The organism is Paraburkholderia sp. BCC1884, assembly GCF_900996225.1.
GTDB lineage: Bacteria > Pseudomonadota > Gammaproteobacteria > Burkholderiales > Burkholderiaceae > Paraburkholderia.
Genome location: NZ_CAAJGL010000123.1, coordinates 64,002 through 87,423 on the forward strand (window position 1 = coordinate 64,002; position 23,422 = coordinate 87,423).

Annotated in this window: 20 protein-coding genes; 8 read left to right on the forward strand and 12 right to left on the reverse strand. The window is 58.0% G+C overall.

All coding sequences use genetic code 11. The features are described 5' to 3' along the window. Positions 1-14: 14 nt before the first annotated feature. From FQ705_RS27895 to FQ705_RS27905, 3 genes are all read right to left on the reverse strand, one after another. The gene (locus FQ705_RS27895; protein ID WP_260854633.1) at positions 15-1,646 is read right to left on the reverse strand and encodes a GMC family oxidoreductase; all 1,632 of its coding nucleotides are present in this window, start codon (positions 1,644-1,646) and stop codon (positions 15-17) included. Then, positions 1,643-2,185, reverse strand: coding sequence for a thiamine pyrophosphate-dependent enzyme (locus FQ705_RS27900; RefSeq protein ID WP_260854634.1), 543 nt, complete (start codon positions 2,183-2,185; stop codon positions 1,643-1,645). The genes FQ705_RS27895 and FQ705_RS27900 overlap by 4 nt, the downstream gene beginning before the upstream one ends. Positions 2,186-2,264: 79 nt before the next feature. After that, positions 2,265-2,792: a thiamine pyrophosphate-binding protein gene (locus tag FQ705_RS27905; protein ID WP_144146846.1), complete on the reverse strand. Its 528-nt coding sequence runs from the start codon at positions 2,790-2,792 to the stop codon at positions 2,265-2,267. 261 nt (positions 2,793-3,053) lie between these two features. On the opposite strand from FQ705_RS27905, the gene FQ705_RS27910 reads away from it, so the two are divergent. Further along, positions 3,054-3,896 (forward strand): Crp/Fnr family transcriptional regulator, encoded by an 843-nt coding sequence (locus FQ705_RS27910; protein ID WP_144146849.1) that lies wholly within the window; start codon positions 3,054-3,056, stop codon positions 3,894-3,896. Positions 3,897-3,972: 76 nt separating this feature from the next. Here the strand turns inward: FQ705_RS27910 and FQ705_RS27915 are convergent, their stop codons facing one another. Then, on the reverse strand, positions 3,973-4,962 hold the full coding sequence (locus tag FQ705_RS27915; protein WP_144146852.1) for a LysR family transcriptional regulator: 990 nt from the start codon (positions 4,960-4,962) through the stop codon (positions 3,973-3,975). A 195-nt stretch (positions 4,963-5,157) separates the two neighbouring features. On the opposite strand from FQ705_RS27915, the gene FQ705_RS27920 reads away from it, so the two are divergent. From FQ705_RS27920 to FQ705_RS27935, 4 genes are read left to right on the forward strand one after another with little or no spacing between them, the layout of a single operon-like run. Then, the gene (locus tag FQ705_RS27920) at positions 5,158-5,682 is read left to right on the forward strand and encodes a thiamine pyrophosphate-binding protein (protein WP_144146855.1); all 525 of its coding nucleotides are present in this window, start codon (positions 5,158-5,160) and stop codon (positions 5,680-5,682) included. A 16-nt stretch (positions 5,683-5,698) separates the two neighbouring features. Then, on the forward strand, positions 5,699-6,295 hold the full coding sequence (locus tag FQ705_RS27925) for a thiamine pyrophosphate-dependent enzyme (protein WP_144146858.1): 597 nt from the start codon (positions 5,699-5,701) through the stop codon (positions 6,293-6,295). Beyond that, the gene (locus FQ705_RS27930; protein WP_144146861.1) at positions 6,292-7,914 is read left to right on the forward strand and encodes a GMC family oxidoreductase; all 1,623 of its coding nucleotides are present in this window, start codon (positions 6,292-6,294) and stop codon (positions 7,912-7,914) included. The genes FQ705_RS27925 and FQ705_RS27930 overlap by 4 nt, the downstream gene beginning before the upstream one ends. A 54-nt stretch (positions 7,915-7,968) precedes the next feature. Beyond that, positions 7,969-9,243 (forward strand): MFS transporter, encoded by a 1,275-nt coding sequence (locus FQ705_RS27935; protein ID WP_260854635.1) that lies wholly within the window; start codon positions 7,969-7,971, stop codon positions 9,241-9,243. 66 nt (positions 9,244-9,309) lie between these two features. On the opposite strand, the gene FQ705_RS27940 is transcribed toward FQ705_RS27935, so the two are convergent. Then, entirely contained in the window at positions 9,310-10,290 is a 981-nt protein-coding gene (locus FQ705_RS27940; RefSeq protein ID WP_144146864.1) for a LysR family transcriptional regulator, read from the reverse strand. Positions 10,291-10,383: 93 nt separating this feature from the next. Here FQ705_RS27940 and FQ705_RS27945 point away from each other — a divergent pair, with 93 nt between their 5' ends. From FQ705_RS27945 to FQ705_RS27955, 3 genes are all read left to right on the forward strand, one after another. After that, a complete protein-coding gene (locus tag FQ705_RS27945) occupies positions 10,384-11,808 on the forward strand; it encodes a M20 family metallopeptidase (protein ID WP_144146867.1) in 1,425 nt (474 codons plus the stop codon). Positions 11,809-11,841: 33 nt separating this feature from the next. Continuing rightward, a complete protein-coding gene (locus FQ705_RS27950) occupies positions 11,842-13,119 on the forward strand; it encodes an MFS transporter (RefSeq protein WP_144147570.1) in 1,278 nt (425 codons plus the stop codon). Positions 13,120-13,359: 240 nt separating this feature from the next. Then, the gene (locus FQ705_RS27955) at positions 13,360-15,447 is read left to right on the forward strand and encodes an alpha/beta hydrolase domain-containing protein (protein ID WP_144146870.1); all 2,088 of its coding nucleotides are present in this window, start codon (positions 13,360-13,362) and stop codon (positions 15,445-15,447) included. Between the two features lie 116 nt (positions 15,448-15,563). Here the strand turns inward: FQ705_RS27955 and FQ705_RS27960 are convergent, their stop codons facing one another. The 7 genes from FQ705_RS27960 to FQ705_RS27990 form a co-directional block, all read right to left on the reverse strand. After that, positions 15,564-16,415, reverse strand: coding sequence for a formate/nitrite transporter family protein (locus FQ705_RS27960; protein ID WP_144146873.1), 852 nt, complete (start codon positions 16,413-16,415; stop codon positions 15,564-15,566). A gap of 402 nt (positions 16,416-16,817) precedes the next feature. Further along, a complete protein-coding gene (locus FQ705_RS27965; RefSeq protein ID WP_144146876.1) occupies positions 16,818-17,741 on the reverse strand; it encodes an HpcH/HpaI aldolase/citrate lyase family protein in 924 nt (307 codons plus the stop codon). A 32-nt stretch (positions 17,742-17,773) separates the two neighbouring features. Beyond that, positions 17,774-18,937 carry a CaiB/BaiF CoA transferase family protein gene (locus FQ705_RS27970; protein ID WP_144146879.1) on the reverse strand — a complete coding sequence of 388 codons (1,164 nt, stop codon included), beginning with the start codon at positions 18,935-18,937 and terminating at the stop codon, positions 17,774-17,776. Between the two features lie 198 nt (positions 18,938-19,135). Continuing rightward, positions 19,136-20,080 (reverse strand): D-2-hydroxyacid dehydrogenase, encoded by a 945-nt coding sequence (locus FQ705_RS27975; RefSeq protein WP_144146882.1) that lies wholly within the window; start codon positions 20,078-20,080, stop codon positions 19,136-19,138. Continuing rightward, positions 20,077-21,021 carry a LysR family transcriptional regulator gene (locus FQ705_RS27980; RefSeq protein WP_186308023.1) on the reverse strand — a complete coding sequence of 315 codons (945 nt, stop codon included), beginning with the start codon at positions 21,019-21,021 and terminating at the stop codon, positions 20,077-20,079. The genes FQ705_RS27975 and FQ705_RS27980 overlap by 4 nt, the downstream gene beginning before the upstream one ends. 88 nt (positions 21,022-21,109) lie before the next feature. Beyond that, on the reverse strand, positions 21,110-22,546 hold the full coding sequence (locus FQ705_RS27985) for an aldehyde dehydrogenase family protein (protein WP_186308025.1): 1,437 nt from the start codon (positions 22,544-22,546) through the stop codon (positions 21,110-21,112). A gap of 1 nt (position 22,547) precedes the next feature. Continuing rightward, positions 22,548-23,393 carry a phytanoyl-CoA dioxygenase family protein gene (locus FQ705_RS27990; RefSeq protein WP_144146888.1) on the reverse strand — a complete coding sequence of 282 codons (846 nt, stop codon included), beginning with the start codon at positions 23,391-23,393 and terminating at the stop codon, positions 22,548-22,550. Positions 23,394-23,422 lie beyond the last annotated feature (29 nt).

Sequence of the window (23,422 nt, forward strand, 5' to 3'; positions counted from 1 at the left end):
GGTAAGTCAGACGATCATCGTTGCGCCGCCTGCATGATCATGTCGGCGGCCTTCTCGCCGATCATGATCGACGCTGCGTTGGTGTTGGATGAACACATCGTGGGCATGATCGACGAGTCGATCACCCGCAGCTTGTCGACCCCGTGCACGCGCAGATTGTCGTCGACGACGGCCATCGGATCGTTGCCCATCTTGCACGTTCCAACGGGGTGCCACGACGTCTGGCCCGAAGCCTTGATGTAGTCGAGTAGGCCCGCATCGTCGGCCACATCGACGCCCGGTCTCGTTTCGCGCGCAACGTACGGCGACAGCCCAGCTTGCCGCGAGACCGCGCGCGAAAGGCGCAACGCTTCGAGCATCGCCTGCGCGTCGTCTTCATCTGTCAGATAGCGCGGATCGATGACGGGTGCTTCGCGAGGGTCAGTGCTGCGAATATGCAGATGCCCGCGAGAGTTCGGCCGCAACTGGAAGAATCCGATCGCGAACCCGGGGAATGGATCGAGGCCGAAGCCCTTGCCCGCATAACGATCGGCGCCAGTCAGATGGTGCAACTGGATCTTGACCGCGGGACGTCCAGCGCCGCTCAAGGTCTTGGCCAGCGCATGCGCTGTAGCCGACGGAGTCGCCATGATGCCGCGTCGCGTCATTAGATAGCGCAACCCCATCAGCCCTTGCCTGACCGGACTCTTGACGATTTCATTGAGCGTGATCGGTTGGGTGCATTCGAACGTGATGCGCGCCTGCAGATGGTCGATCAGGTTTTCGCCCACGCCCGGTGAGTGCTGAATCACATCGATGCCAAGTCTCTGCAACCGGTCGGCGCCACCAATACCCGAAAGCTCCAGCAGCTGAGGCGACTTGATTGGCCCGGCGCTGAGAATCACTTCGTTGCGAGCGTGCGCCTTGCGCGTAATGCCGCCTTGCACGTACTCGACACCCACCGCGCGTTTGCCGTTGAACAACACGCGCGTCGCGAGGGCTTCCGTTTTGAGCGTCAGGTTGTGCTGCGGGCGGCCGTGCAGATAGCCTGCGGCCGTGCTGCAACGACGTCCATCGTCCGTGGAAAGTTGCAGGTAGCTGACGCCCTCGTAGGTGCCGCCGTTGTAGTCGGCAGCCTTCGGAATACCGGCCTGCTGGCAGGCCTGAATGAAGGCATCGCTGAGCACGTTAGGGTGGACATTCGCCACCGACGACACGGAAATCGGACCACTTCGGCCGCGCGCCGCATCATCGCCGAACGCTACGTTTTCGAGGCGCTTGAAGTGCGGCAACAACGACGCGTAGTCCCACCCGCGATTCCCCAGCTCAGCCCAGTGGTCGAACTCCGCAGGTTCGCCGCGGACGTAAATCATACCGTTGACGGAACTCGATCCACCCGGCATGCGCCCGCGCGGCCAATAGATTTTCTGCCCTGCGAGTTGTGGTTGCGGCTCTGTGTTGAAGGGCCACACGTAATCGGGATTAAGCAGGAGCTTCGCCACGCCGAGCGGGACCTTCACCCAAAAGTCCTTGTCGCGCGGCGCACCGGCCTCAAGCAGTAGCACCTTGCCGGCACCGCGCTCCGCTAGTCGGGTTGCCAGCGTGGCTCCTGACGAGCCGGCACCGACGACGATGAAATCAAACTCTTCTGCCCGTTGCACAGTCACGCTACCACTCCTCCATGTGTGGCGTACCAGACGCCAAGCTGCTCGGCTTCCAGGCGCATGCGCTGGAACTGCTGGTCTGGAATTTCTGGCGTGCCGGTTTCGGCGCCAAGGCGTGACGGGGCAGGTTCGACCTTCAGCGCAACGAACAAGGGTCCCGGTGCGGCGAGCAACTCGGGCAACGCTACGCCCAATGCGGCGGCGTCGTCGAACGTGTGCGCGCTTCGGTAACCTGCTGCAAGGGCCATCGCACAAAAATCGACGCTCTGACCGCCCGGCACGGCGAGGTTTGAGACGCCCGCAAACTGCGTGCTGTTTTGAATGACGAAGTGGATTACGTTCGCTGCACGCGCTTCCGCCACAGTCACAAGACCGCCGAGTTGCATCAGCAGGCTTGCGTCGCCATCCACGACAATCACGCCCACGTCTGGACGAGCCAGCGCAAGTCCCAATGCCAGGCTCGGTGCGCCACCCATCAGCGGCACGGAGCTCAGCCGCTGTCCAGATACATTCAGCGCATCGAACGCGAACATCGCGCCCATCGTTGCCACAATGACCCGGTCGCCCCGTGCCTGCGCGATCTGATGACAAGCTTCTCCGATTCGCATGGGTTCTCTCTCCTCAATGCCAGCCAATGGGACGTCCAACGATTACCGCGGCTGCGCCGCGGCAGCCTGTTGCGGCATCAAAAGCCGCTTGTACCGCCGACAGATCACTCTCCGTCTCGACGCACCAGAACGGCACGCCCAGCGTCGTCAAAAGCGGTTCGAGCAGGTTGACCACACGCCGGCGCGACGCCGTGCTGGGAGATTCGAAATTCGAGGTCTCGCGGCCGAACTGACCGATCATCAGGACGGTCGGGATCTGCGCATCGAGAGCGACGGCGCGGATCGTATTGACACAGGCGTAGAGGCCCTGGTTTTGGATGACGACGAGTGGCCGCTTTCCGGCGATCGTCAAACCAGCCGCCGTACAGATGGCCTGGTCTTCGTTACAGGTCCGAACGAGGCGCATGTCACCTTCGCCCCTTTCAATGGACTGATGCAGCGCGAGCTGCACGAAATCTGGCACGGTGACAAAGTGCGTCACGCCCGCGTGGCGTAGCGCCTGAACGTAAGCAGAAGCGCCGATAGTGAAATCGTCGGGCATCGCGTCTCCTGGGTTTTTGGTGATTTGCGGCTGAGTCTAAAAGCACGACGCGGATAAATCTGTCAGGTGCGTGACACAAAACGCATCTGGCGGTCAGACAGGAAACATCAAGCCAGGCAGATTCAGCCATGGCGAGGGCTCTGAACCCCCAAACGGGTGTAGCCCCGCTCACTGGCCAGCACGCTTTGTTTACCGTGGTTCGGGCATGCCGGCGCCGGGTCAGGATGACTCGGGTTGCGCGAAATCAGGTGCTGTTTCAGAATGACCGCATTCACCCGGACTCCACGCGGGGCCGACAGTGCCCTATTCCGTCGATACGGGTTCATTCCTTTTGCGAGAGTCTTTCTGAAGAGTCCAGAGAAGCTCTCCTGCCAAATCCTGATTGATATGAAAGAAGCCAATCGCTCATCACAATCCGTTCTTGCCGCGAAGGTTCTGAAGAGCAGCACCTGGTTCGGCGACTGCAAGCCAGATTCATTGCAACTGATCCTCTCTGGCGGTACGTTGCGCACGCTCGAGCGCGGCTCGTTTTTATCGCGCCGTGGGGAACCGGTTAGTGAACTCGCGCTCCTGGTTGACGGTGTGCTCGAAGTCAGCTCAACCGCACCATCAGGCAAGCGGCGTGTTTTGCGCTATCTGGAACCTGGCCAGATCATGAACTTCATTCCGTTCATCGACGAGCAAGGTGCAATTCATGATGCCGCCGCGCATACGGATCTTGTGCTACTCCTGATGGGGCGAACGCTTTTCTCGCAGATCACCCATGCGGAACCCGAACTCGTGCATCGCCTGTTACGCCTGCTGTGTCTTCGTTCGCGGATGCTTTACAACGACGTCGAAGACATTTCTTTTCTCACTCTTCGACAACGTTGTGCTCGCACCCTGCTGCACCTGGTCGAGCCATACGGCCGGACGAACAAGGAAGGCGTGACGATTTCTCTAAAGCTCTCCCAGGAAGAACTTGCCGACATGGTCGGTTGCTCGCGCGCAATGATCAATCGCGAACTGAAGCAACTCGAGCAGGACGGCGCGATCACGATGACCTATTCGCATTACGTGATTCGAGATCCCACGATATTGGAGTCGATCGCAAGCTCGCTTTGAGTAGCGCATGGACGATCGATCTCACTGAGCTTATCGCGCGTATTCTCGTCCGTTCACTTTCCTATAGCTCCCTCGCTTAACCCGCCTTCCGCACATGTCGCCGCTTCGCGGATGCATCGAGCGAGCGTACCTCCTGAATCAATACCCGCTTGAAATCTTCAAGGATCTGGCCGTAGCCCATGACGTTTTTTCGGTAAATCAGAGCAACCGGCGAGAGCTGAGGACTCGACGTCAGGGCCAACATACACAGATACCCATCGGCGATCTCTTCACGGGCCTGCTGCCAACGCATCACGCCGAGTCGTTCAGAATCGGCTCGCACCAGCCAACGCATGGTTACTGGCGATGTCGATTCAATATCGGCACTCGGTGGCCGCAAATTTTCTCGGAGGAAACTGGCGATGAAGGTCGACCGCAGCAGGGTTCCCTCCAGCGGAAGGACCCACCGTTCCTCGCTCAACTGATGCAATGTCAAGCGACGGCTACCCCGCAACCGATGACTGGGCGCGGCCATCACGCACAAGCGGTCCTCAGCGATTACATCGAACTCCAGTTCTCCGATTTCGGCCTGCGAGAGCGCGTCCGGTGGTAACGATCCGACCACGCAATCTATTTCGCCAGCCAGAAGCCGCTTGATCAAGTCACCAGCAATACCTTCGACAAGCCGGCTCTTCAAATTCGGAAACTGCCGGTGCAACGCGGCCAAGCCGAATGGCAACAGCGCCACCGTGGAAAAAGTGCCGATGCGCAATAAATCGCTCGCGCCGCTATGCACCATCTCGACTTTCTCGCTTAACGCAGCCAGATCATTGAGCAGCACCCTCGCGCCACGTACTGCTACTTCTCCCTCAGCAGACAGAATGACGCCACGCTTGCTTCGGTGGAACAGCGTCGCACCCAACTCACGCTCGATCTCGCCAAGCATTTTGCTTACCGCCGACTGTGACAGGCTCAGTTCCGTGGCAGCTGCACTGAGCGTGCATTGCTCGCCCAGCACCCGCAGAAGTTCGATGTGACGCAGTCGCAACCGCCTGACCGTCTGCACATAGCGTGACTTTCCGTCCATGTATCTATTCCATTTGGTGAAGACTTACCCAAGATTATTCACTATTGAGCATAGATCAATCATGTTAATTTTTCGAACAACGAGCGACGCACAGGAACTCGCAAACGAACATCCCGCCCATGCCGCACAGAAAGGCCGCGCCTACGGCCATTGTCCGGTATGGCAAAGCACCGTATTGAGGAGGCGTCAGCAGGAATGCAAAAAGTCAATGTCCCAGCGTCACGCTATATCGAGGCACTGCATCGCAACCAGGTCGACTATGTCGTGACCGTCCCGGACTGGATTCAACTCGCGCTTCATGCAAGGCTCGAAGCAGGTGTCGGCGGAATAGACGTGGTGCCGTGCTGCAACGAAGACCAGGCATGCGCAGTGTCTGCTGGATTGCATATTGGCGGCAAGAATCCCATCGTCATCATCCAGAACCAGGGCTTCTACGCATGCGTCAACACGATCCGTGCAATCGGCCTCGATGCCCGCCTTCCTATCGTTTTCCAGATTGGCCAATTCGGGAAAGAATTCTCCCTGCTCGGCGCCGATCCGGCCAAGTCCACCCGCAATATGGTCAAACTTCTCGAACCTCTTCTCTCCACGCTCGGAGTTCGCTTCTGGCGCATCGAAACTGAAGCCGATCTGGATAACTTCGACGAAGCGTTTAGCGTCGCAAAGGAAACAAACTGTCCGGTCGCCCTGATCATTGGCGCGCCGATCGGCTGGAATTAACAAGGTGGCCAACTCGATGAATGCCCTTTACGCATGTGAATTGATCGCGCGCCAGCGCGGAAACGCGATCCTCGTCGCGACAATGCGCTCGATGCGCATCTTCGATCAACTTCAGGTTCAACAACCGCGCGTCAGCTCGGTTCCTTTGATGGGCGCCGCCGCCAGCCTTGGGTTGGGTCTCGCGCTGTCCCAGCCACGGCATCGGGTCATTGTGGTCGACGGCGACGCGAGCCTGCTGATGCAGTTGGGTGGGCTGGTTACCGTGTCAGAACGACGTCCCGCTAACCTCGTCCATTTTGTGGTCCACAACGGAACACAATTCACGGGTGGAGCAAATCTGAAAACGCCCGGAGAATCGGTGGTCGATTTTGTCGGCATGGCCCGTTGCGCCGGGTATGTGCGCGCCGAAACATTTAGCGACGAGGAGACACTCGCTAGCAACATCGCCGACATCCTGAGCAGCTGCGGACCGACCTTCGTCGAACTGCGAGTAGAAGCGGAAGATTCAACGTACTCGTTTGATGCCCCACAACGGGAAATGCCCGATTTGCAGTTTCGTCGGATGGGCGAGGAATCGAGGGCCCTGAAGAACTGGTTGAAGGAACACCAATGACGAACCACACCTTCGATTTCATTGTGGTGGGAGCAGGATCGTCCGGCGCGACGGTTGCAACGCGCTTGAGTGAACGTATCAGCGGCAGCGTTTTACTTCTTGAAGCAGGTGCGCCCCGTCAGGACGACTTTTGGGTAAAAGTGCCAATCGGCATCGCGAAAATTCTCAACAACCCGCGTTATGTCTGGCAGTTCAAGACGGAAGCTCAGGCCTCGCTAGGCGGTCGACAGATTTACTGGCCGCGTGGCTTGTTGCCTGGCGGTTCGAGCTCAGTGAACGGGATGATTTATGCGCGAGGTGAACCCGCCGAATACGATCTGTGGCGGGATCATGGCAACGTGGGATGGGGCTATGGTGACTTGCTACCTTACTTCAGAAAAATGGAGTCCACGGTAATGGGCGAGGACGAATATCGTGGACGGAATGGACCGATTCACATAACCGCGCTGGCCCAGACGCCCAACGACCTGTCTGAAGCCTTTATCGAAGCATGCCAGCAGGCGGGAATTCCCGCTACGCCGGACTATAACGGGCGTCAATATGAAGGAGTCGGCTACCTGCAGCTATCGACCCGTCGCGGCCAACGTTGCAGCACCGCGGTCGGCTACCTTAAGAACAGACCTCCCAATCTTTGTCTACAAACAGAAGCTGTCGTGCATCGCGTGATTTTTAAAGGCAAACGCGCGATCGCGGTGGAGTACATGCGGGGCGGCGAAATCTACCGCGTTTCCGCAAGAAACGAAGTCATACTCGCCGCGGGACCCATCAAAACCCCGCAGATCCTTGAGCTTTCTGGCGTCGGGAATGCTCAACATCTGCAAAATCTCGGCGTGCCGGTTATTCATCACTTACCCGGTGTTGGCGAAAATCTGATCGACCATCTGCAATCACGTATGACCTTTGCCTGCACCAAGGGCATTACATTGAACGACATACTGACTAGCCGCGTCCGCCAGGCCGCAATGGGAGCCCAGTACTTGCTGACGCGGCGCGGGCCCATGTCAGCGTCGTCTGCCTCGGTCCACGCTTTGGCCCGGACATGCGAGCGCGAACGGCGTCCCAGCGTCAAAATTCAACTGCACCATCTGAGCGGTCTTGGCCGTTATACCAGCGCTAAAAAAGGCTACGGGCTGGACGACTTTCCCGGCTTTTCCATTGGGTTCTTTCAGTTGCGTCCGGAATCGCGTGGGCACTTGCATTGTCGATCTACGGATCCTGCGGAAGCGCCGGTGATCGACCCTCGATATCTGGACAAGGATTGCGATCGCGAGATTATGGTTGAAGCAATCCGCCTCGCGCGTAAAGTTTCACAGCAATCGGCCATGATGTCCTTTATCGAGCGGGAGACACGTCCGGGCGCCGCCATTGTTTCGGACGAGGAACTGCTGCAATACGTGCGAGACTCAGGCGAAACTTCGTGGCACCCGGTCGGCACCTGCAAGATGGGCGTGGACGATATGGCCGTAGTCGACCCGAGTCTGCGCGTTTATGGGCTTGAGGGATTGAGGGTAGTGGATTCATCGATCATGCCCACCATGCCATCGTCGAATACCAATTCCGCCTCCATCATGATCGGGGAAAAAGCGGCCGACATGATTCTGCAGGCTGCTGGAAACTAGGTTTACCGACAGCGCGGTCAAAGCAATCCAGGCGACAAGCACAGAGGAGACGATGTGGACAACCAGAATTTCGAATCTGGGAAGGCATGGTGGATTGCTTTCCTGTTGTTCGCCTTCATGGCGCTGAACTTCATCGACAAGATTGTGATCGGAATGTTGGCTGTTCCTCTGATGGAAGAACTTCATCTGAAGGCCGGGCAATTCGGTCTTGTCGCAAGCAGCTTTTTCTGGCTATTTTCGATATCAGGAATACTAGGCGGCTTTATTTCGAACCGCGTTTCCACGACGATCATGCTGCTGGTGATGGCGTTGGCGTGGTCGCTTTGCCAGATACCAATGGCGTTGGCATCAGGCGTGGGAGTGTTGGTCGTTTCGCGCGTCCTTCTCGGTATTGCGGAGGGCCCCGCTTTTCCTGTCGCGGTACATGCTTGCTATAAATGGTTTCCGGACAAGAAACGCAACCTGCCCGTAGCCTTCATTGCACAAGGAGGTATGACAGGACTGTTAATTTCCGGTCTGACCATTCCGTTGATTTCCGCGCGCTGGGGCTGGCATGCGAACTTCTACGTGCTATCGATCGCAGGAATCATATGGACGGCGTTCTGGCTGATGTTCGGCCGCGAAGGCAACATCGGCACGACACAAAGTTCGAGCGCAAGCGACGTGGCCAAAGTCCCCTACCCGACGTTATTTAAAAACCCGACCGTAATCGGCTGCATGATTCTGCATTTCGTCGCCTACTGGAGCCTGGCTCTGACTTTGACCTGGCTGCCCGCCTATTTGCAAAAGGGTCTCGGCTACTCTGGCATAGAGGCGGGTCGTTTCTATTCAGCAATGATCGTGTTGTCCATCCCCATCATGATCGGCATTTCTTATGCTTCGCAGCGGATGATGCAGCGAGGGGTGTCGTCCCGAATTGCGCGCGGCCTGCTATCGGGCGCCGTACTCGTGGTGTCGGGTTTGGCACTTCTCGCAATCTGGCTGTTCGAACTGCCGCCATTGTGCCGGGTAGCCGTACTGGGCGCAGCGCTGGCAACGTCACCGGTCATCTACTCGCTCGGACCAGCGATGCTTGCCGAGGTCACACCGAGTCTGCAAAGAGGCAGCATTTTGTCGATCGACAATTCGATCGCTTCAATCGCGGGCATCATCGCACCGCTGTTGTCCGCACTCTTCATTCACGATCTGACCAATGCAGCCGGATACGAGGCCGGGTTCGCGCTATGTGGCGCTCTGATGGTAATAGGCGGCCTGGCGGGCGGATCAATGGCGAATCCACAACAGGGATTGACCAGCCGTCATCGCACAAAGACTGCTGAAGCGACATGACAGCCGATTGCGCGGCCTCCGGCGCGTTGCATCCACACGTCAAATCCGCTTCGTTAAAAAATGGTTTCAATTGTGAACTCGAACTCCAGCATGGCGTGTCTTGATCTGGACTCCATTAGCGGACTCGTCAGGCAATCCCTCAGAAAAGGCTTCCTTCAACGCCAGCAGAAAATGCTGCACCGACGTTGGCAAACGACGCTCCTTCATGGCGGTGATCTGAACAAGCCGCTCATTCAATAAAGGCTCGTCGATGCGCTTTGCGAGCCACGTGCAATCGTCCTGCATGCCTCGAAGAGAGACCGCGCTGCCCAGCGTAATGGTGTCTGTCAGCGCAGCAAAGTGATGCATCGCGCTGGAGCTGTTGCTCGTGAGTAATGGTTCAAGGTGTTTCTCCCGAACCGAACAGCACCAATCTATCAGCTGCCGCACGGTTGTGCCGCGCTCAAGTATCGCGACGGGATAAGCAAGCAGATCATCGAGCGAGAGGACCTCCTTCTGTGCCAAGGGATGCGTCGAGCGCAGCAGCGCGCACACCGGCGCGTTTGCACTGTATTCGACGTTTAAGGCCGTCGATGTAGAAGTAGAGAAAGCCACACCCAGATCGACTTCGCCTATCGTGACCCAGTTCTCGACCTGCGCGGGCGTGCCAGACCTCAGAATAAACCGCGTTCGAGGATGCTCGGCATAGTAAGCAGCCAACACGCTTGGGAGAAAGTAGCGTGTGAATCCCTCGGTGCAACCCACGCGTACGATGCCCTTCCCGAGAGCATGTGCTTCCGATATTTCGTTTATCACCGCCTCACCGTCCATGAGAGCGCGCCGCGCATGCTGAGCCAGGAGTTCGCCTGACTCGGTCAGTACCATGCCACGCGCCATTCGCTCGAACAGGGCCGTGCCGACTTCCTGTTCGAGTTTGGCAATCTGCCGACTGATTGCGGAGATCGCAACATGCAGATTTTCGGACGCTGCCGCAAGCGAACCGGTACGCGCGACTTCGACGAAGTATCTCAAGCCAATACCGTGTAGCACGTTCGCCTCTCTGAGCATTGCCGTTTTGGCAATGCTATCCGCAAATTTTGAAATTGTGGCGAATTTTTGGTGTTTCTAAAGTCTGCTAACACCCGCCAGACAGGAGACGTTGTGAAGGAAGCTACAAACACCCGTGCCGATGCAATTTTGCAGGCTGTCCGAACACTGGATTCTGGCGCCTTCCTCGCCGACCTTCAAAGAAGGGTCGCATTTCGCACCGAAAGCCAGAATCCGGCCCAGTCCCAAACTCTGCATGCGTATCTGACTGATGAAATTGCTCCACTCCTGGCAACGATGGGTTTCGCCAGTCGTGTTGTCCCGAATGCTGTCTGCAAAACCGCGCCGTTTCTCATTGCCGAGCGTATCGAGGGGGCTGAACTGCCGACGGTGTTGACCTATGGACATGGCGACGTGGTGCGCGGTTACGACGAACAATGGCGTAGCGGATTGAAACCTTGGGAGATTGTCGTCGATGGTGACCGATGGTATGGACGAGGGACTGCTGACAACAAAGGTCAGCATTCAGTCAATTTCGCCGCCCTTGCCGCCGTGCTCGACGCGCGTAATGGAAAACTCGGCTACAACATCAAGGTCATCTTCGAAACGGGCGAAGAAATCAGCTCGCCGGGGCTCAACGAAGTTTGCGCAGCCGAAAGCGATGCTCTTGCGTCAGATGTATTTCTCGCGTCCGACGGGCCACGAGTGTCAGCGGAGCGGCCCACCCTGTTTCTAGGATCACGGGGCGGGGTGCCGTTCGACCTCGTCGTCGACTTGCGCGAAGGCGCGCATCATTCGGGGAACTGGGGTGGCGTCCTGCGCAATCCCGCGGTCGTTCTGTCGCATGCAATCGCGAGTCTGGTCGACCGCAACGGCCGCATCATGGTCGACGGGTTGCGCCCGCCCGCAATCACGGATGCGGTACGCGAAGCGCTCGCCGATATCGAACTTGGACGAGATGACAGTTCTCCTGAAATCGACCCCACCTGGGGCGAACCAGGACTGACGCCGACCGAGCGGGTCATTGGATGGAATGCGCTCGAGGTTCTCGCCTTCAAATCCGGCAACGCCGATGCCCCCGTGAACGCAATTCCACCGGTCGCGAAAGCGGTCTGCCAATTGAGGTTTGTCGTCGGCACCGACTGGGAACATCTACGCGAGCATCTCGAAACGCATTTTGCCGGGTTGGGGTTCAACGAGGTTCAAGTAAAGGTCTCGCCCGGAACACCAGCCACCCGACTCGAGCTCGACAATCCGTGGGTCATTTGGGCGCTCGGTTCAATGCGCGAAACCACCGGCAAAAAGCCGGCCTTGCTGCCGAATCTGGGTGGTACGGTCCCGAACGACGTGTTCGCCGGAACGCTCGGCTTGCCAACGCTTTGGATACCGCACTCCTACCCCGCCTGCAATCAGCACGCGCCGAACGAGCATCTCCTGGGTTCCGTTGCGCGTGAAGCGCTCGCAGTCATGGCCGGAATCTGGTGGGACCTCGGCGAGAGCGCAAGCTCGCTCGCGGCGACCCATTCAGACGGTCGCTAACCCCCAGCCAGACCCTTTCTTCTCATGGGCGAAATCGTGCAAAAAAAGCCTCTTAGTCTGATGCAGATAGTTGTAGCGACGTCAGTTGGCAACGCTCTGGAATGGTTTGATATCGCGATCTATGCGTTCTTCGCGGTCTACATCGCGAAGAACTTCTTCCCGGCCGTCAACGAGACGGCTTCGATGCTGCTCACGTTCGGCTCGTTTGGGGCATCCTACCTGGTCCGACCGCTCGGAGGGATGGTGCTTGGAGCCTACGCCGACAAGCGTGGACGGAAGTCGGCCCTGCTATTGACTGTTGGCATGATGATGGTGGGTACCGCGATCATCGCCTTGATTCCGACTTACGCGAAAATCGGACTGGTCGCGCCCATCGGCGTGTTCGTCGCCCGTCTGATACAAGGTTTCTCCGCAGGTGGCGAGTTTGGCGCCTCTACGGCCATGCTCATCGAACACGCGCCGCATCGACGCGGATTGCTGGCGAGCTGGCAGTTTGCGACCCAGGGCCTGGCAACGTTGATGGCATCGATCTTCGGTTTCGCGCTGGCGAAATTGATGCCGGCAGCGGAGCTTGCGGCCTGGGGCTGGCGAGTGCCGTTCTTCTTCGGCTTGTTGATCGGACCGGTGGGCCTGTATCTGCGTCGATATCTGGAAGATGCTTCCGACTTCACCGACGCAAAGCATACACCGACGCCGATTCGCGACGTGCTCAGCAAGCAGAAAGTCCTGCTGCTTATTTCCATCGGCGCGCTCACAGTTTCGACAGCCGTCAATTATCTGCTCCAGTACGTTCCTACCTATGCCATCCGCGAGCTTCATCTGGACGCATCGACTGGCTTCGCAGCCAGCATTGTTGCTGGCGTAATTCTCACTGTGGTCACTCCGTTCGCAGGCTATCTGTCCGATCGCATCGGACGCCTGAAACAGATGTCGGCAACGGCGGCACTGTTTCTCGTAACAGGATACCCTGCCTTCTCGTACGTCGTGGCCCACGTTTCGGTAACGGCGCTGTTCATCCTGGTCGGGTGGCTCGCTCTGCTGAAAGCGGTCTACTTCGGCGCGCTACCCGCGTTGATGTCGGAGATCTTTCCGGTATCCACACGAGCAACTGGCATGTCGATCGGATACAACGTTGGCGTAACGGTATTCGGTGGATTTACCCCCGCCATCATCATCTGGTTGTTAAGCGTGACGGGCAGCAGGAGTGCGCCCAGCTTCTATCTCATGTTCACCGCCGTAATCAGTCTTGCCACCTTGCTGGCAATCAGTAAAACGCAGCCTTTGCGCAGCCGGATCGCCGCAACAGCCTGAACCGTCGTTTCAGATTACTCAAGGTTTCCAGAGGAGCCCGGGTCTGCCCGGGCTCCCTGGGCGACTGCGCCCGCTGCCGGCATGTGCGGGGTGTCCGGGCGGTTGAAGCAGGTATGTATGCCTCGTCCAGTGCTTGACATTACCTGCCCTATTCACACGACGACGAACTGGTGTTGCGCGCCATGTGGGGAATTCGCCAGAACACCCAGCGGCAATTCATAACAACCAGGAGGAAGAACAATGATTCAGAAGAGCTTTCGAACTGTCGCAACCGCAACGGTCATCTCCCTGCTCAGCGCATGTGGCGGCCATGGCGGATCCGGACTCAATGCGTCCCCAGTCGCCGCCGCAAGCACTGCACCGCAGTTCAAGATTGCGATCACCAGCACGGCGGACGTACCGGGCACCTTCGGCAGCGTAGGCGCCTACGAAAAGATCACAGGGACGTTCACCGGCGAAGTCGACCCCAGCGATGCCGCCAACAGCAACATTCAGGACCTTTCCCTTGCGCCGCGCAACGCCAACGGCAAGGTGGAATACCGCTCCGACTTCATCCTCATCAAACCCAAGGACATGAGCAAGGCGGATGGTGTCTTGCGCTATGACGCCCCTAATCGCGGAACTCCCGTCGGCATCGATCCGTACTTCGCTTCCCGAGGCTACGTTTTCCTAAGCGCCGCATGGCAGGGGGATGTGCCCGCCGCCACCGGAAGCGTCACTCTTCAGGTGCCAGTAGCCAAAAACCCTGACGGCAGCAGCATTACCGGTCCCTACCGTTCCGAACTCCTGCCGAACGTCGCCACGACTGATTCGTTGCCGCTGCCCGGTGGCGCGTTCAACTACGCGATGCAGCCTTACGCGCCAGCCAGTCTCGACAATACCCAACCCGGTTACGTCCTGACGCGCCGGGTCAACGAGGCTGACCCGCGCCAACTCGTTCCTGCCAGCGACTGGCGGTTCGCGAAGTGCAGTGCCGGCCAACCCTTTCCCGGTACGCCGGACGGCGGCAACATCTGTGTGAACGGTGGCTGGGACCCTGCGTATATGTACGAGCTTGTCTATGTTGCAAAGGATCCGAAGGTGATGGGTGTCGGGCTTGCTGCACTTCGCGACATGATCACCTTCTTTCGCGGCAGCGCAGCGGATTCGCAAGGCGTGGCCAACCCGGTGGCCGGTTCTATTCAATACACCATTGCATCGGGCGTCTCGCAAAGTGGCGCTTTCCTGAAGACCTTCGTGCACCTGGGTTTTAACAAAAACCTCGCAGGCGCAAAGGTGTTCGATGGCGTGTTCGACCTGGTAGGCGCGCGTCAGACCAACATCAATATGCGCTTCGCAGTACCGGGCGGCGCCGCCGGCCTGCGCTCCGACCACACGTCATTCGGCATATCAGGCACGCGTGCGTTGGCTCCAGACTATGTCGACGACGTGGCACAGCGAACCGGCGGCATCCTCTCACGATGCACAGCGAGCAATACTTGCCCCAAATTCTTCATCACCTTGTCGGCCAATGAATTCTGGAGCGCGACGGTTTCGCCGTTGCTGACCGACGCCTGGGGCACGCGTGACCTGCAACAGCCGGAAAGCGCGCGCATCTACTTCCTTGCGAGCTCGCATCACCTGCTCGGTTTGCCCTCCATGACGGGTGCGCAGCTCGGCGCGCTTCTCGGCCCGTTGTGGGATGGTCTCTACCAGACGAACGGCAACACCTCGGTTACGCTCGTCGTCAGGGCGCTGTATCAGGACATGGAGCAGTGGGTAGTCAATGGAACGCAACCGCCTGACAGTCAAGTGCCCCGGATCGACAACGGCACCCTGGTATGGTCGAATCGGGTCAACTTTCCCGCTATTCCCGGAATGAAATATACAGGCCTGGTGAACACCTTCCCGCTGCTCGCCTGGGGTCCGCAGTTCACGCCGCAGGACGAAACCGGTATTGCGACGCAACTGCCGCCAAGCTACCTCGGACGCGACTACGCGACGCTAGTACCGCAGGTCGATGCCGACGGCAACGATCTCGCTGGTATTCGCAGTCTCGATGTCGCCGTGCCGGTGGCTACGAATACAGGCTGGAACACGACGGTCGTTCCGGGAAGAATCGACCAGGCGGGTCTGTCGGGTTCGATGTTCCCGTTTGCCAAAACCGAGGCAGACCGCGTCGCGTCAGGAGATCCACGGCTGTCCATCACGGCACGCTATAGCGACGAGGCCGGGTACATGACAAAACTGCAGGCCGCTGCTAACGATCTGGTCGCTCGCCGCTTCATGCTGCAGGCCGATGCCGATGCGGCAATTGCAGCGGCCCAGGCAGCGCCCGTCTTGCCTTAAGCGCAGACATCTGTGCGGGTAGGCCGGCACGCACAGAGTCGACTTCCGGGGGCTGGATCTTGCTGACCTCAGCTAGCCCTGTGCCGCGTGCATAATTTCCTGCCGCGCGTGAGCATTCAGTCACGACGCTGCATGGCTGCGATCTCCGGCGCTATCGCAGCGTGGTTAATGATCGCCACCATCGAGATGCCACCAATCACATTACCGCATAGTGTTGGTAGTAGAAAGACGGTGAAGTAGTCGGAAAGGTTGGCCGCGCCGGTCATTACCCCGTACGCCGCCTCTGCAGAACCCGCGATAACGTGCGCGAGCCTGCTTACGCCGACCGTATAAGTGACCAGAAGGATGGTGAGCAGACGTGCCGAGCGCGCACTCGGCAGAAGCCATACCATCAATGCGATCAGCCAGCCGGCGAAGACGCCGCGCACAAGCGTCACCGCGAAGCCAGCGGAGAACGGCGCATGCGCGACCTGCGCGAGAGAGTCAGTGATTTCCGGAGAAAACACGCCCTTAAACTGCAGCATGCCCGCGAAAATTGCCGTGCCGACGAGATTGAAGAACAGAACGATTGTCCAGAGGCGCAGCGTCTTGCCCAAGGTCTTGCGGTCGCGATGCATCAGCACAGGTAGCACCGCGGTCAGCGTGCTCTCAGTAAAGAGCTGCTGGCGTCCAAGTATCACGAAGACGAAGCCGATGGTGTACCCGAGGCTCGACAGCAGGTGGCGCCAGCTCGTCGCCGGCAATGCGCTTTCGACGACTGCCTGCAGGAGAAACGAGAACCCCATCGACATTCCCGCTGCGAGCGCGGACCACATGAGTGCCGAGAAAGTGCGCTCCATCGCGGTCTCGCCCTCCTCTCGTACAATCTCGTGGACGACCAGCGGATGCGGAGTCGAATGATCGGCGGCTTGCTCGCGCTGATCGTCATTGAGGTGCGGCGAATCAGCGCCTGCTTGCGGTTCGGACATGCTCGATCTCCCTTTTAGCCGTCCGATGCCGGATAAATGCGAACGGATGGCACAGGCGCTAGCAAGCGCGGTGCCCGCGATAAGGACAAGGTCGACGAGGCACGCTGTCAAAACATCTGGTGACGCTCAGTAGGCTGCGAATATGGACCACGGCATACTTGAACGCCCCCGAGCAAGCTCTCACAGGCGACCCCCAAGAGGAGGTTCCTAAACCGACCTGTGTCTGATGAGCCGAGAGCCCGTGCCTGGGAGACGGAAATCTATGCGACAGCGCCTCACGACTCTGAGCGAACCTGCGGTTTCACCCATAGCTGACGTTCGTCAGCCAGTTGAGGGCATTGTCAACATCGCAGTGAGTCCCGGGGAAGGCATCCAATACCTCCCAAATTGGACTGCTAGAAGTCAACGGCCGGACATCGCAATCACGCGTTGCGCCATTCGAATGTTCGCGTAATCGACCAGCTTGCCGTCAACCTGTACTGCACCCCGTCCTTCCTTCTCCGCTTCGACCAGTGCGGCGATAACGCGTCGGGCATCACGAATTTCGTCGTCGCCTGGCACAAATGCGCTGCGCGTCGCATCGATCTGGCAAGGATGAATAACCTGCTTTCCGTCAAACCCCATACTCGCAGCCTTAATCGCCAGTGCCCGCGTCAGATCCGCGTCACGGAATGCCCCGCAGGGTCCATCAATCGCTCTCAGGCGGTGAGCGCGGGCCGCGACCAGAATGCGCATCATCGGATAAGCCCACATATCAAGTGCTGTGCTTGAACAGTCCCCTTGCGGGGAGCGCGAGGTCAGTTGGTACGCGGGATGCGAAAGCCCGATATCAACGCCTTTCGCCCCAATCGATGCTGAAAAGTCGCCCACGCCAAAATGAAGTGACTCGATCAATTCGGAATGTCCGGCAATCTGTTCACAGTTTGCAAGTCCGAGAGCCGTCTCAATCATTATTTCAAGCCTTATTGGCGTTGTCCTATGCTGACCGTGTCTGTCGATCATGCTGACGAGGCTATCGACGTGTCCGGTCTGCTCAACCTTCGGGATGAGAAGCGTATCGAGGCGGGGCGCGGACTTCAACAGGCGTGCAACCTCTGTTTCAATGCTCCCGCTACCCGGTTCGTTGATACGCACACTTACCGATTTTTGCCCCCAATCGAGCTCGTTGATCGCTTCGATGGCGCCGAGCAGTGCAGCCTCCTTTTGACCTTGCGGAACGGCATCCTCCAGATCAAGAAAGACTGCATCGGCGGTACTACGGGCCGCCGATTCGACCATACGGCGGTGATTTGCCGGGACTGCGAGAAAGGTTCGAGTGACACGCATGGAACATTGATCCTAATACGTTCAGAGATACATCAAGCGATGCGCAGACGAGATGGATGCAACCCCAACTCTCCAAGAATTTCTTCTGTATGTTCGCCTACGTCAGGTACGCTTTTCATTGCAGGCGAAAGTCCCTCGATGATCATCGGAGGCAGAAACACCTCAAGCGGACCCTCTGGGCTGCCGATCGACGTCACTCGTCCGCGCTCGTGCAATTGTGGATGTGCAAGGAAATCTTCGACCGTGTTCATGCGACCGTTAGCGATCGCTGCCCGCTCAAGAAGGTCGATCAGATCGCCGCTTGTCAACTTCGAAAAGTTGTCATTAATTAACGCTTCAAGTGCTTCCCGATTGCCCACACGAGCCGGATTCGTCGCGAAGCGGGGATCAGTGCGTACCTTCGGGTCGAGCAACACCTTTTCACAAAAGCTACGCCACTCCCGCTCGTTTTGTATCCCGAAGAAAACCGTCTTGCCATCGCCTGCGGTAAATGGACCGTAAGGGGCAATCGTCGCGTGTCGAGCGCCCGAGCGCTCGACCGGTTTGCCACTGTCGCGTGTGTAATAGGCTGGGTAGCTCATCCATTCAGCCATTGCGTCAAACAAAGAGACTTCAAATGCAGTGCCTTTGCCTGTGCGCTCACGACGATAGAGCGCAAGCAGAATTCCATTTAGCGCGTACATTCCAGTTGCAATATCAACAATGGACAAACCGCACTTCGCCTGCTCGCCAGGCGTCCCATTAATGGACAAGAATCCTGTCTCGCATTGGACGAGAAGATCATAGGCTTTCTTCTGCGCATACGGACCGGTCGATCCGTAGCCCGAGATATCGCATGCGATAAGTCGGGGATGACGTTCGACAAGCGATTTTGCATCGAGGCCAAGTCGCTTCGCAGCACCGGGGGCGAGATTCTGAATGAACACGTCGGCGCGCGGCAACAATTCGTCCAGCACTTCCTGCCCAAATTCTGATTTCACGTCGAGCGCCAAACTCTCTTTCGAACGATTCGCCCAAACAAATTGACTCGACATACCGTGCATCGCCGTATCGTACCCTCGAGCAAAATCGCCGCTGCCGGGTCTTTCTATTTTGATGACACGTGCCCCCCAATCAGCAAGATGTCGACTTGCGAGCGGAGCGGCGATCGCTTGCTCAAGCGACACCACCGTGATGTTTTCGAGTGGAAGTTTCATTTCCGGCGCTTTCTCAGTTGGTTGACGGTGGTTTAACGGGCAGTTAGGTCACGCCCATCACCTTGAGAAAGTTTCCCGCAGTCGAAGCGGCCTGTGAATCATCGATTTCTGAAAGCCGCGTTCACAATTGAAGACTTGCGTGTGCGAGACGACGGCCGATTTAACACAGCGTGCATCGACGCGATACCTCGTGTCGTTTCACGCAACCCTGTTCTGGGTGCGTTGCACCATGAAACTCGCCAGGTTCGCGGAAACAGCGAGAGCAAGCGTCTCGACGGCCGAAGCGCTTGCCCAGGCAACATGAGGCGTCAGTAAGAGATTATCCGGCTGACCGGTGACGAAACGGTGCTGTTCGTGCGGCGGTTCAACCCGCAACACGTCTAGCGCAGCGCCAGCAATGGTTTGGCTGAACAGCGCAGCTTCGAGTGCCCGTTCGTCAACGAGCGCTCCTCGTGCTGTGTTAATCAGCAGTGCAGTAGGACGCATCATTGAAAGTTCGCGTTCGCCAATCAGACCCTGCGTCTCGGGCGACAAAGGGCAATGCAGGGAAATCACATCGCTGGTGGCAAGCACACTGTCAAATGAGGTATAGCCGGGCCGAATCTGAGTTCTACCTTTTCTTTCGCTTAACAAGACTCTCATGCCCAATGCCATGGCGATCCTCGTGACCTCTCGTCCTATTGCACCCGATCCAATCAAACCCAGCGTCGCACCGCGGATTTCGCGGATGGGCGCGTCGTGTACACAAAATACGGGCGACGCGGCCCAGGCAGACGACGCCAATTGACTGTAGGAAAGCATTTGCCTTCGCAGCATGAAAATGCAGGCAACGACGTGCTCGGCGACACTCGACGCGGCATAGGCCGGCACATTGGAAACCTGAATGCCATGTTCCCGGCAATAAGCTACGTCTACACTGTCGTAGCCGCTTGCCGCGACGCAGATGTATTTGAGGCGCGGAAGTTGACGCAGTGTGTCTGAGTACAATGGCACCTTGTTGGTGATTGCGATATCAGCATCTGCAAGCGCATCGAGAAGTTCATGCTCGCGGGTCGCTGCCCGCTCCGTCCAGCGATCGGACGTTCGTGGCCGCGGCACTCGCACAGGCAAGGTCGCGCTGTCGAGAAAGACGATATGGCTCATGTAAGTGGATATCTCCCACGTTCGGTTGTGTCCCCGGCCTCTGGCGCGAGGCCCGGGTGCGGAGATTGCAGATGGCGAACAAAATTCTGTGCTGAGCGCGGTAGCGCGTCGAAGTCACGATAGCCGATCAGACTCTCCAGCTTCGTCCATTCATCGGTAAAGGGTACGACCTTGTAGCCATAGCTCTCGTCGGGCGTCTCTACCGTGACGTCCGTCATGACAGCGAGACCGATGCCGGAGCGCACCATGGTGCGCATTGCATCGAAGCTCGTAACCTGAAGACGGATTCGCAACTTGCGCTGCAGGTCTGCCGCATACGACTGCATCATTCGAAAGATCAGGCTGCCCTCGTGGAAGGCGATCAAATCGTAATCCAGCGTCTCGGCGAACGAGACTTCACTGCGGTCTGCCAGCGGATGCTGTAACGGAACCACGGCAACGAGATTGGAACGTCTGAAAGAATGCACAATCAGTCCGGCAGTCGACACTCCCGACCAGAACACACCCAGATCGGCGATCCCGTCCCGCAGCGCGCGGACAATAAACGGGCTGCTCCACTCTTCAAGATGGACGTCGATCTGCGGATAAGATTCGAGAAACGTACGAATAGTTGGACCGAGGAAACCGACGATCGCAGTGCTATTGGCGAAAATACGGACTTCGCCCTTTGAGCCGTCCCCGAACTCGCTCATCTGCGCGCGCATGCGGGCCATTACCAGCATCATGTCCTTCGCGTGATTGACGAGTTCAAGGCCGGCTGGAGTGGGTCGCACGCCCATGCTTCGACGTTCGAGCAACTGTACGCCCAGCACATCCTCGAGATCGCTAATCCGCTTACTGACGGCCGACGTCGCAATGAAATGACGCTCGGCCGCTCGCGCGAAATTACGTTCCTCAATGACCGTTAGAAATATTTTTAGCGTAACGAGGTCAATCCGCATGCAGCATCCATATTTCGCCGGCGGGGCGAGCATTGCGCGCGCAGCTTGCAGATTCGACGCCCAGGCGCGGCGCGCGCAACGCTTTGCTTTAACCGTGATTAAGAGTAATTGTCTTCAACGTGGTAAAGCTCAGCAAACCCTCTATCCCCTTCTCGCGACCATAGCCACTTTGCTTGACGCCGCCAAACGGCAACTCTATGCCCCCGCCTGCGCCGTAGCAATTGACAAAAACCTGGCCTCCGTGAAATGCGTGAGCCAGTCGCATCTGACGGCCCCCGTCACGCGTCCAGATTCCTGCGACCAAGCCAAAAGCGGTATCGTTGGCCAGACGAATGGCCTCGGCTTCATCTGAAAACGGCATTGCCACCAGTACGGGACCAAAAACTTCATCCTGGGCCAACGTGTGCTTATGCGGTACGTCACGCAATAAAACAGGAGGTTGGAAGTAACCGCCTTGTGCCGCGTTCGGCGCAAGTTTTCCGCTAGCCGCAAAGCGGATATTGTCGGCATCTGCCCGGGCAAGGAAGGTCTTCACCCGATCCAGTTGAGTAGCGTTGATTAGAGGTCCGCAGTCGTAATCTCCGTCCGCAGGGCCTGCTGTAACGGCCTCGAAGCTACGGGCCAGTCGTTCGATAAGCTCCTCGTAAAGCGACGACTGCACCAATAATCGACTCCCCGCCGAACACGTCTGACCGCTGTTTTGCACGATCGCATTGCGAATGACCGGCAACGCAGCGTCAAGATCGACGTCATCGAATACGATCTGTGGAGATTTGCCACCTAGTTCGAGGGTTACCGGACAATGATGCCGGGCCGCTGCCTGAGCGACGGCTGTGCCGGTCGCCGGCGAACCCGTAAAGGATATGTGCGCGATGCCCGGATGTTCAGCAAGTGCGACGCCGGCCTCCCTCCCATAGCCCGTTACGATGTTCAGCACGCCAGCGGGCAAACCCGCTTCGGCTGCCAGTTCGGCCAGCTTGAGATATGAGAGGCACGCATCTTCGGCTGGCTTAACCACACATGCGTTGCCCGCCGCAAGCGAAGCTGCGACACTGCGGCCGAACATGGCGGCCGGGTAATTCCATGGAATGATATGTCCGGTCACGCCGTGCGGCTCGCGAACAGCAAGTACCGTGTGCCCAGGCAAAAAAGGAATAGTTTGTCCATGCAGCTTGTCGCAAGCGCCGGCATAGAATTCCATGTAGCGGGCGCATACGGTGATGTCCGCGGCGGCCTGCTTCAATGGCTTGCCAGTGTCCTCCGACTCGATGCGCGTAAGCGACTCGTGATTGTCGAGGACGAGCCGGCCTAGTCGCGCGAGAATGCGGCCACGCTCGACCGGACCGGTACGCTGCCATGTAGTGTCGAAGGCTTCGCGCGCTGCTTTGACTGCAGCATCGATATCCGCGGCGTTGCCGCGCGCGATGCGGGTGAACTCCAGGCCCGTGGATGGATTGACCACGGCTATCGTCTCGCCGCTCGAAGGGGCCACCCATTTGTTGCCAATAAAATGTTGGGCTGTCACGTCATTTCCCTTGTACCGAGATTTCGCGTTCCTGACGGCGTTGGCCGGCCTCGAGTATCCCATCATCGTTTTCGATGGAAAGTGGCGTCCAGTTCGTCGAGCGTACGAAGTCGCCACGCGGATTTTCGACGTCAAGCGGACGGTTGGCAACGCGGTTATAAGTGATGTACGCCTGCCAGCGATTTTCTGCCGACATATTCACGCCCGAGCCATGGATAGTAAGACAGTGAAATAGCACCAGTGTGCCCGCCTTGCCGACGATCGGCACTGGTGCACCGGACGTCTCGAGAATTTTCTTGATGCGGTCGCGCTGAACGGCGCGCTGAGGCAGTTGATAAGCGGCCTGGCTATCGTCGTAGTAATGCTCCACAAGCCCCAGTTTATGACTGCCGGGGATCATGTATAACGAGCCGTGGATTTCCTGGGTGTCGCTGAGCATGACCATAGCCGTCAGCATGTCGTTTTCCGGGTAGCCATCGTGCACCCAGTAACCGAAGTCTTGATGCCAAAGCCAGCCCGTACCTTCTAGCGCAGACTTGGTGTTCACCTTGGTGTGCGCGATATACACCTCGTCGCTGCCAAGCGTCTGCATTACCGGACGCAACAGACGCGGTGTGCGGGTCAATGCCCGATACTGAGGGGAGGCGACCAGGCCGTCGTCCTCGTGAACCCGAAAAATTGAACGTATTGCTCCCGAGCGTTCGCGAAAGATCGAATCTGCCTCGATCGCACTCAGACGCTCGGTGTCTCTCCTGATGGCATGCACTTCCTCACTGCTGTAGCAATTAGGAATAACGATAAATCCGTCACGGTGGTAATCCGCAATCTGTTGTTTGGTCAGTTCCATCTCGTCTCCTTGTTAATCAGACCAGCCTA

Excerpts from the sequence above, each read along its gene's own strand:
- FQ705_RS27900 (WP_260854634.1), bottom strand. The coding sequence starts at position 2,185 with ATGGGCGCGATGTTCGCGTTCGATGCGCTGAATGTATCTGGACAGCGG.
- FQ705_RS27905 (WP_144146846.1), bottom strand. The coding sequence starts at position 2,792 with ATGCCCGACGATTTCACTATCGGCGCTTCTGCTTACGTTCAGGCGCTA.
- FQ705_RS27910 (WP_144146849.1), top strand. The coding sequence starts at position 3,054 with ATGACCGCATTCACCCGGACTCCACGCGGGGCCGACAGTGCCCTATTC.
- FQ705_RS27915 (WP_144146852.1), bottom strand. The coding sequence starts at position 4,962 with ATGGACGGAAAGTCACGCTATGTGCAGACGGTCAGGCGGTTGCGACTG.
- FQ705_RS27920 (WP_144146855.1), top strand. The coding sequence starts at position 5,158 with ATGCAAAAAGTCAATGTCCCAGCGTCACGCTATATCGAGGCACTGCAT.
- FQ705_RS27925 (WP_144146858.1), top strand. The coding sequence starts at position 5,699 with ATGAATGCCCTTTACGCATGTGAATTGATCGCGCGCCAGCGCGGAAAC.
- FQ705_RS27930 (WP_144146861.1), top strand. The coding sequence starts at position 6,292 with ATGACGAACCACACCTTCGATTTCATTGTGGTGGGAGCAGGATCGTCC.
- FQ705_RS27940 (WP_144146864.1), bottom strand. The coding sequence starts at position 10,290 with ATGCTCAGAGAGGCGAACGTGCTACACGGTATTGGCTTGAGATACTTC.
- FQ705_RS27955 (WP_144146870.1), top strand. The coding sequence starts at position 13,360 with ATGATTCAGAAGAGCTTTCGAACTGTCGCAACCGCAACGGTCATCTCC.
- FQ705_RS27960 (WP_144146873.1), bottom strand. The coding sequence starts at position 16,415 with ATGTCCGAACCGCAAGCAGGCGCTGATTCGCCGCACCTCAATGACGAT.
- FQ705_RS27965 (WP_144146876.1), bottom strand. The coding sequence starts at position 17,741 with ATGCGTGTCACTCGAACCTTTCTCGCAGTCCCGGCAAATCACCGCCGT.
- FQ705_RS27970 (WP_144146879.1), bottom strand. The coding sequence starts at position 18,937 with ATGAAACTTCCACTCGAAAACATCACGGTGGTGTCGCTTGAGCAAGCG.
- FQ705_RS27975 (WP_144146882.1), bottom strand. The coding sequence starts at position 20,080 with ATGAGCCATATCGTCTTTCTCGACAGCGCGACCTTGCCTGTGCGAGTG.
- FQ705_RS27980 (WP_186308023.1), bottom strand. The coding sequence starts at position 21,021 with ATGCGGATTGACCTCGTTACGCTAAAAATATTTCTAACGGTCATTGAG.
- FQ705_RS27990 (WP_144146888.1), bottom strand. The coding sequence starts at position 23,393 with ATGGAACTGACCAAACAACAGATTGCGGATTACCACCGTGACGGATTT.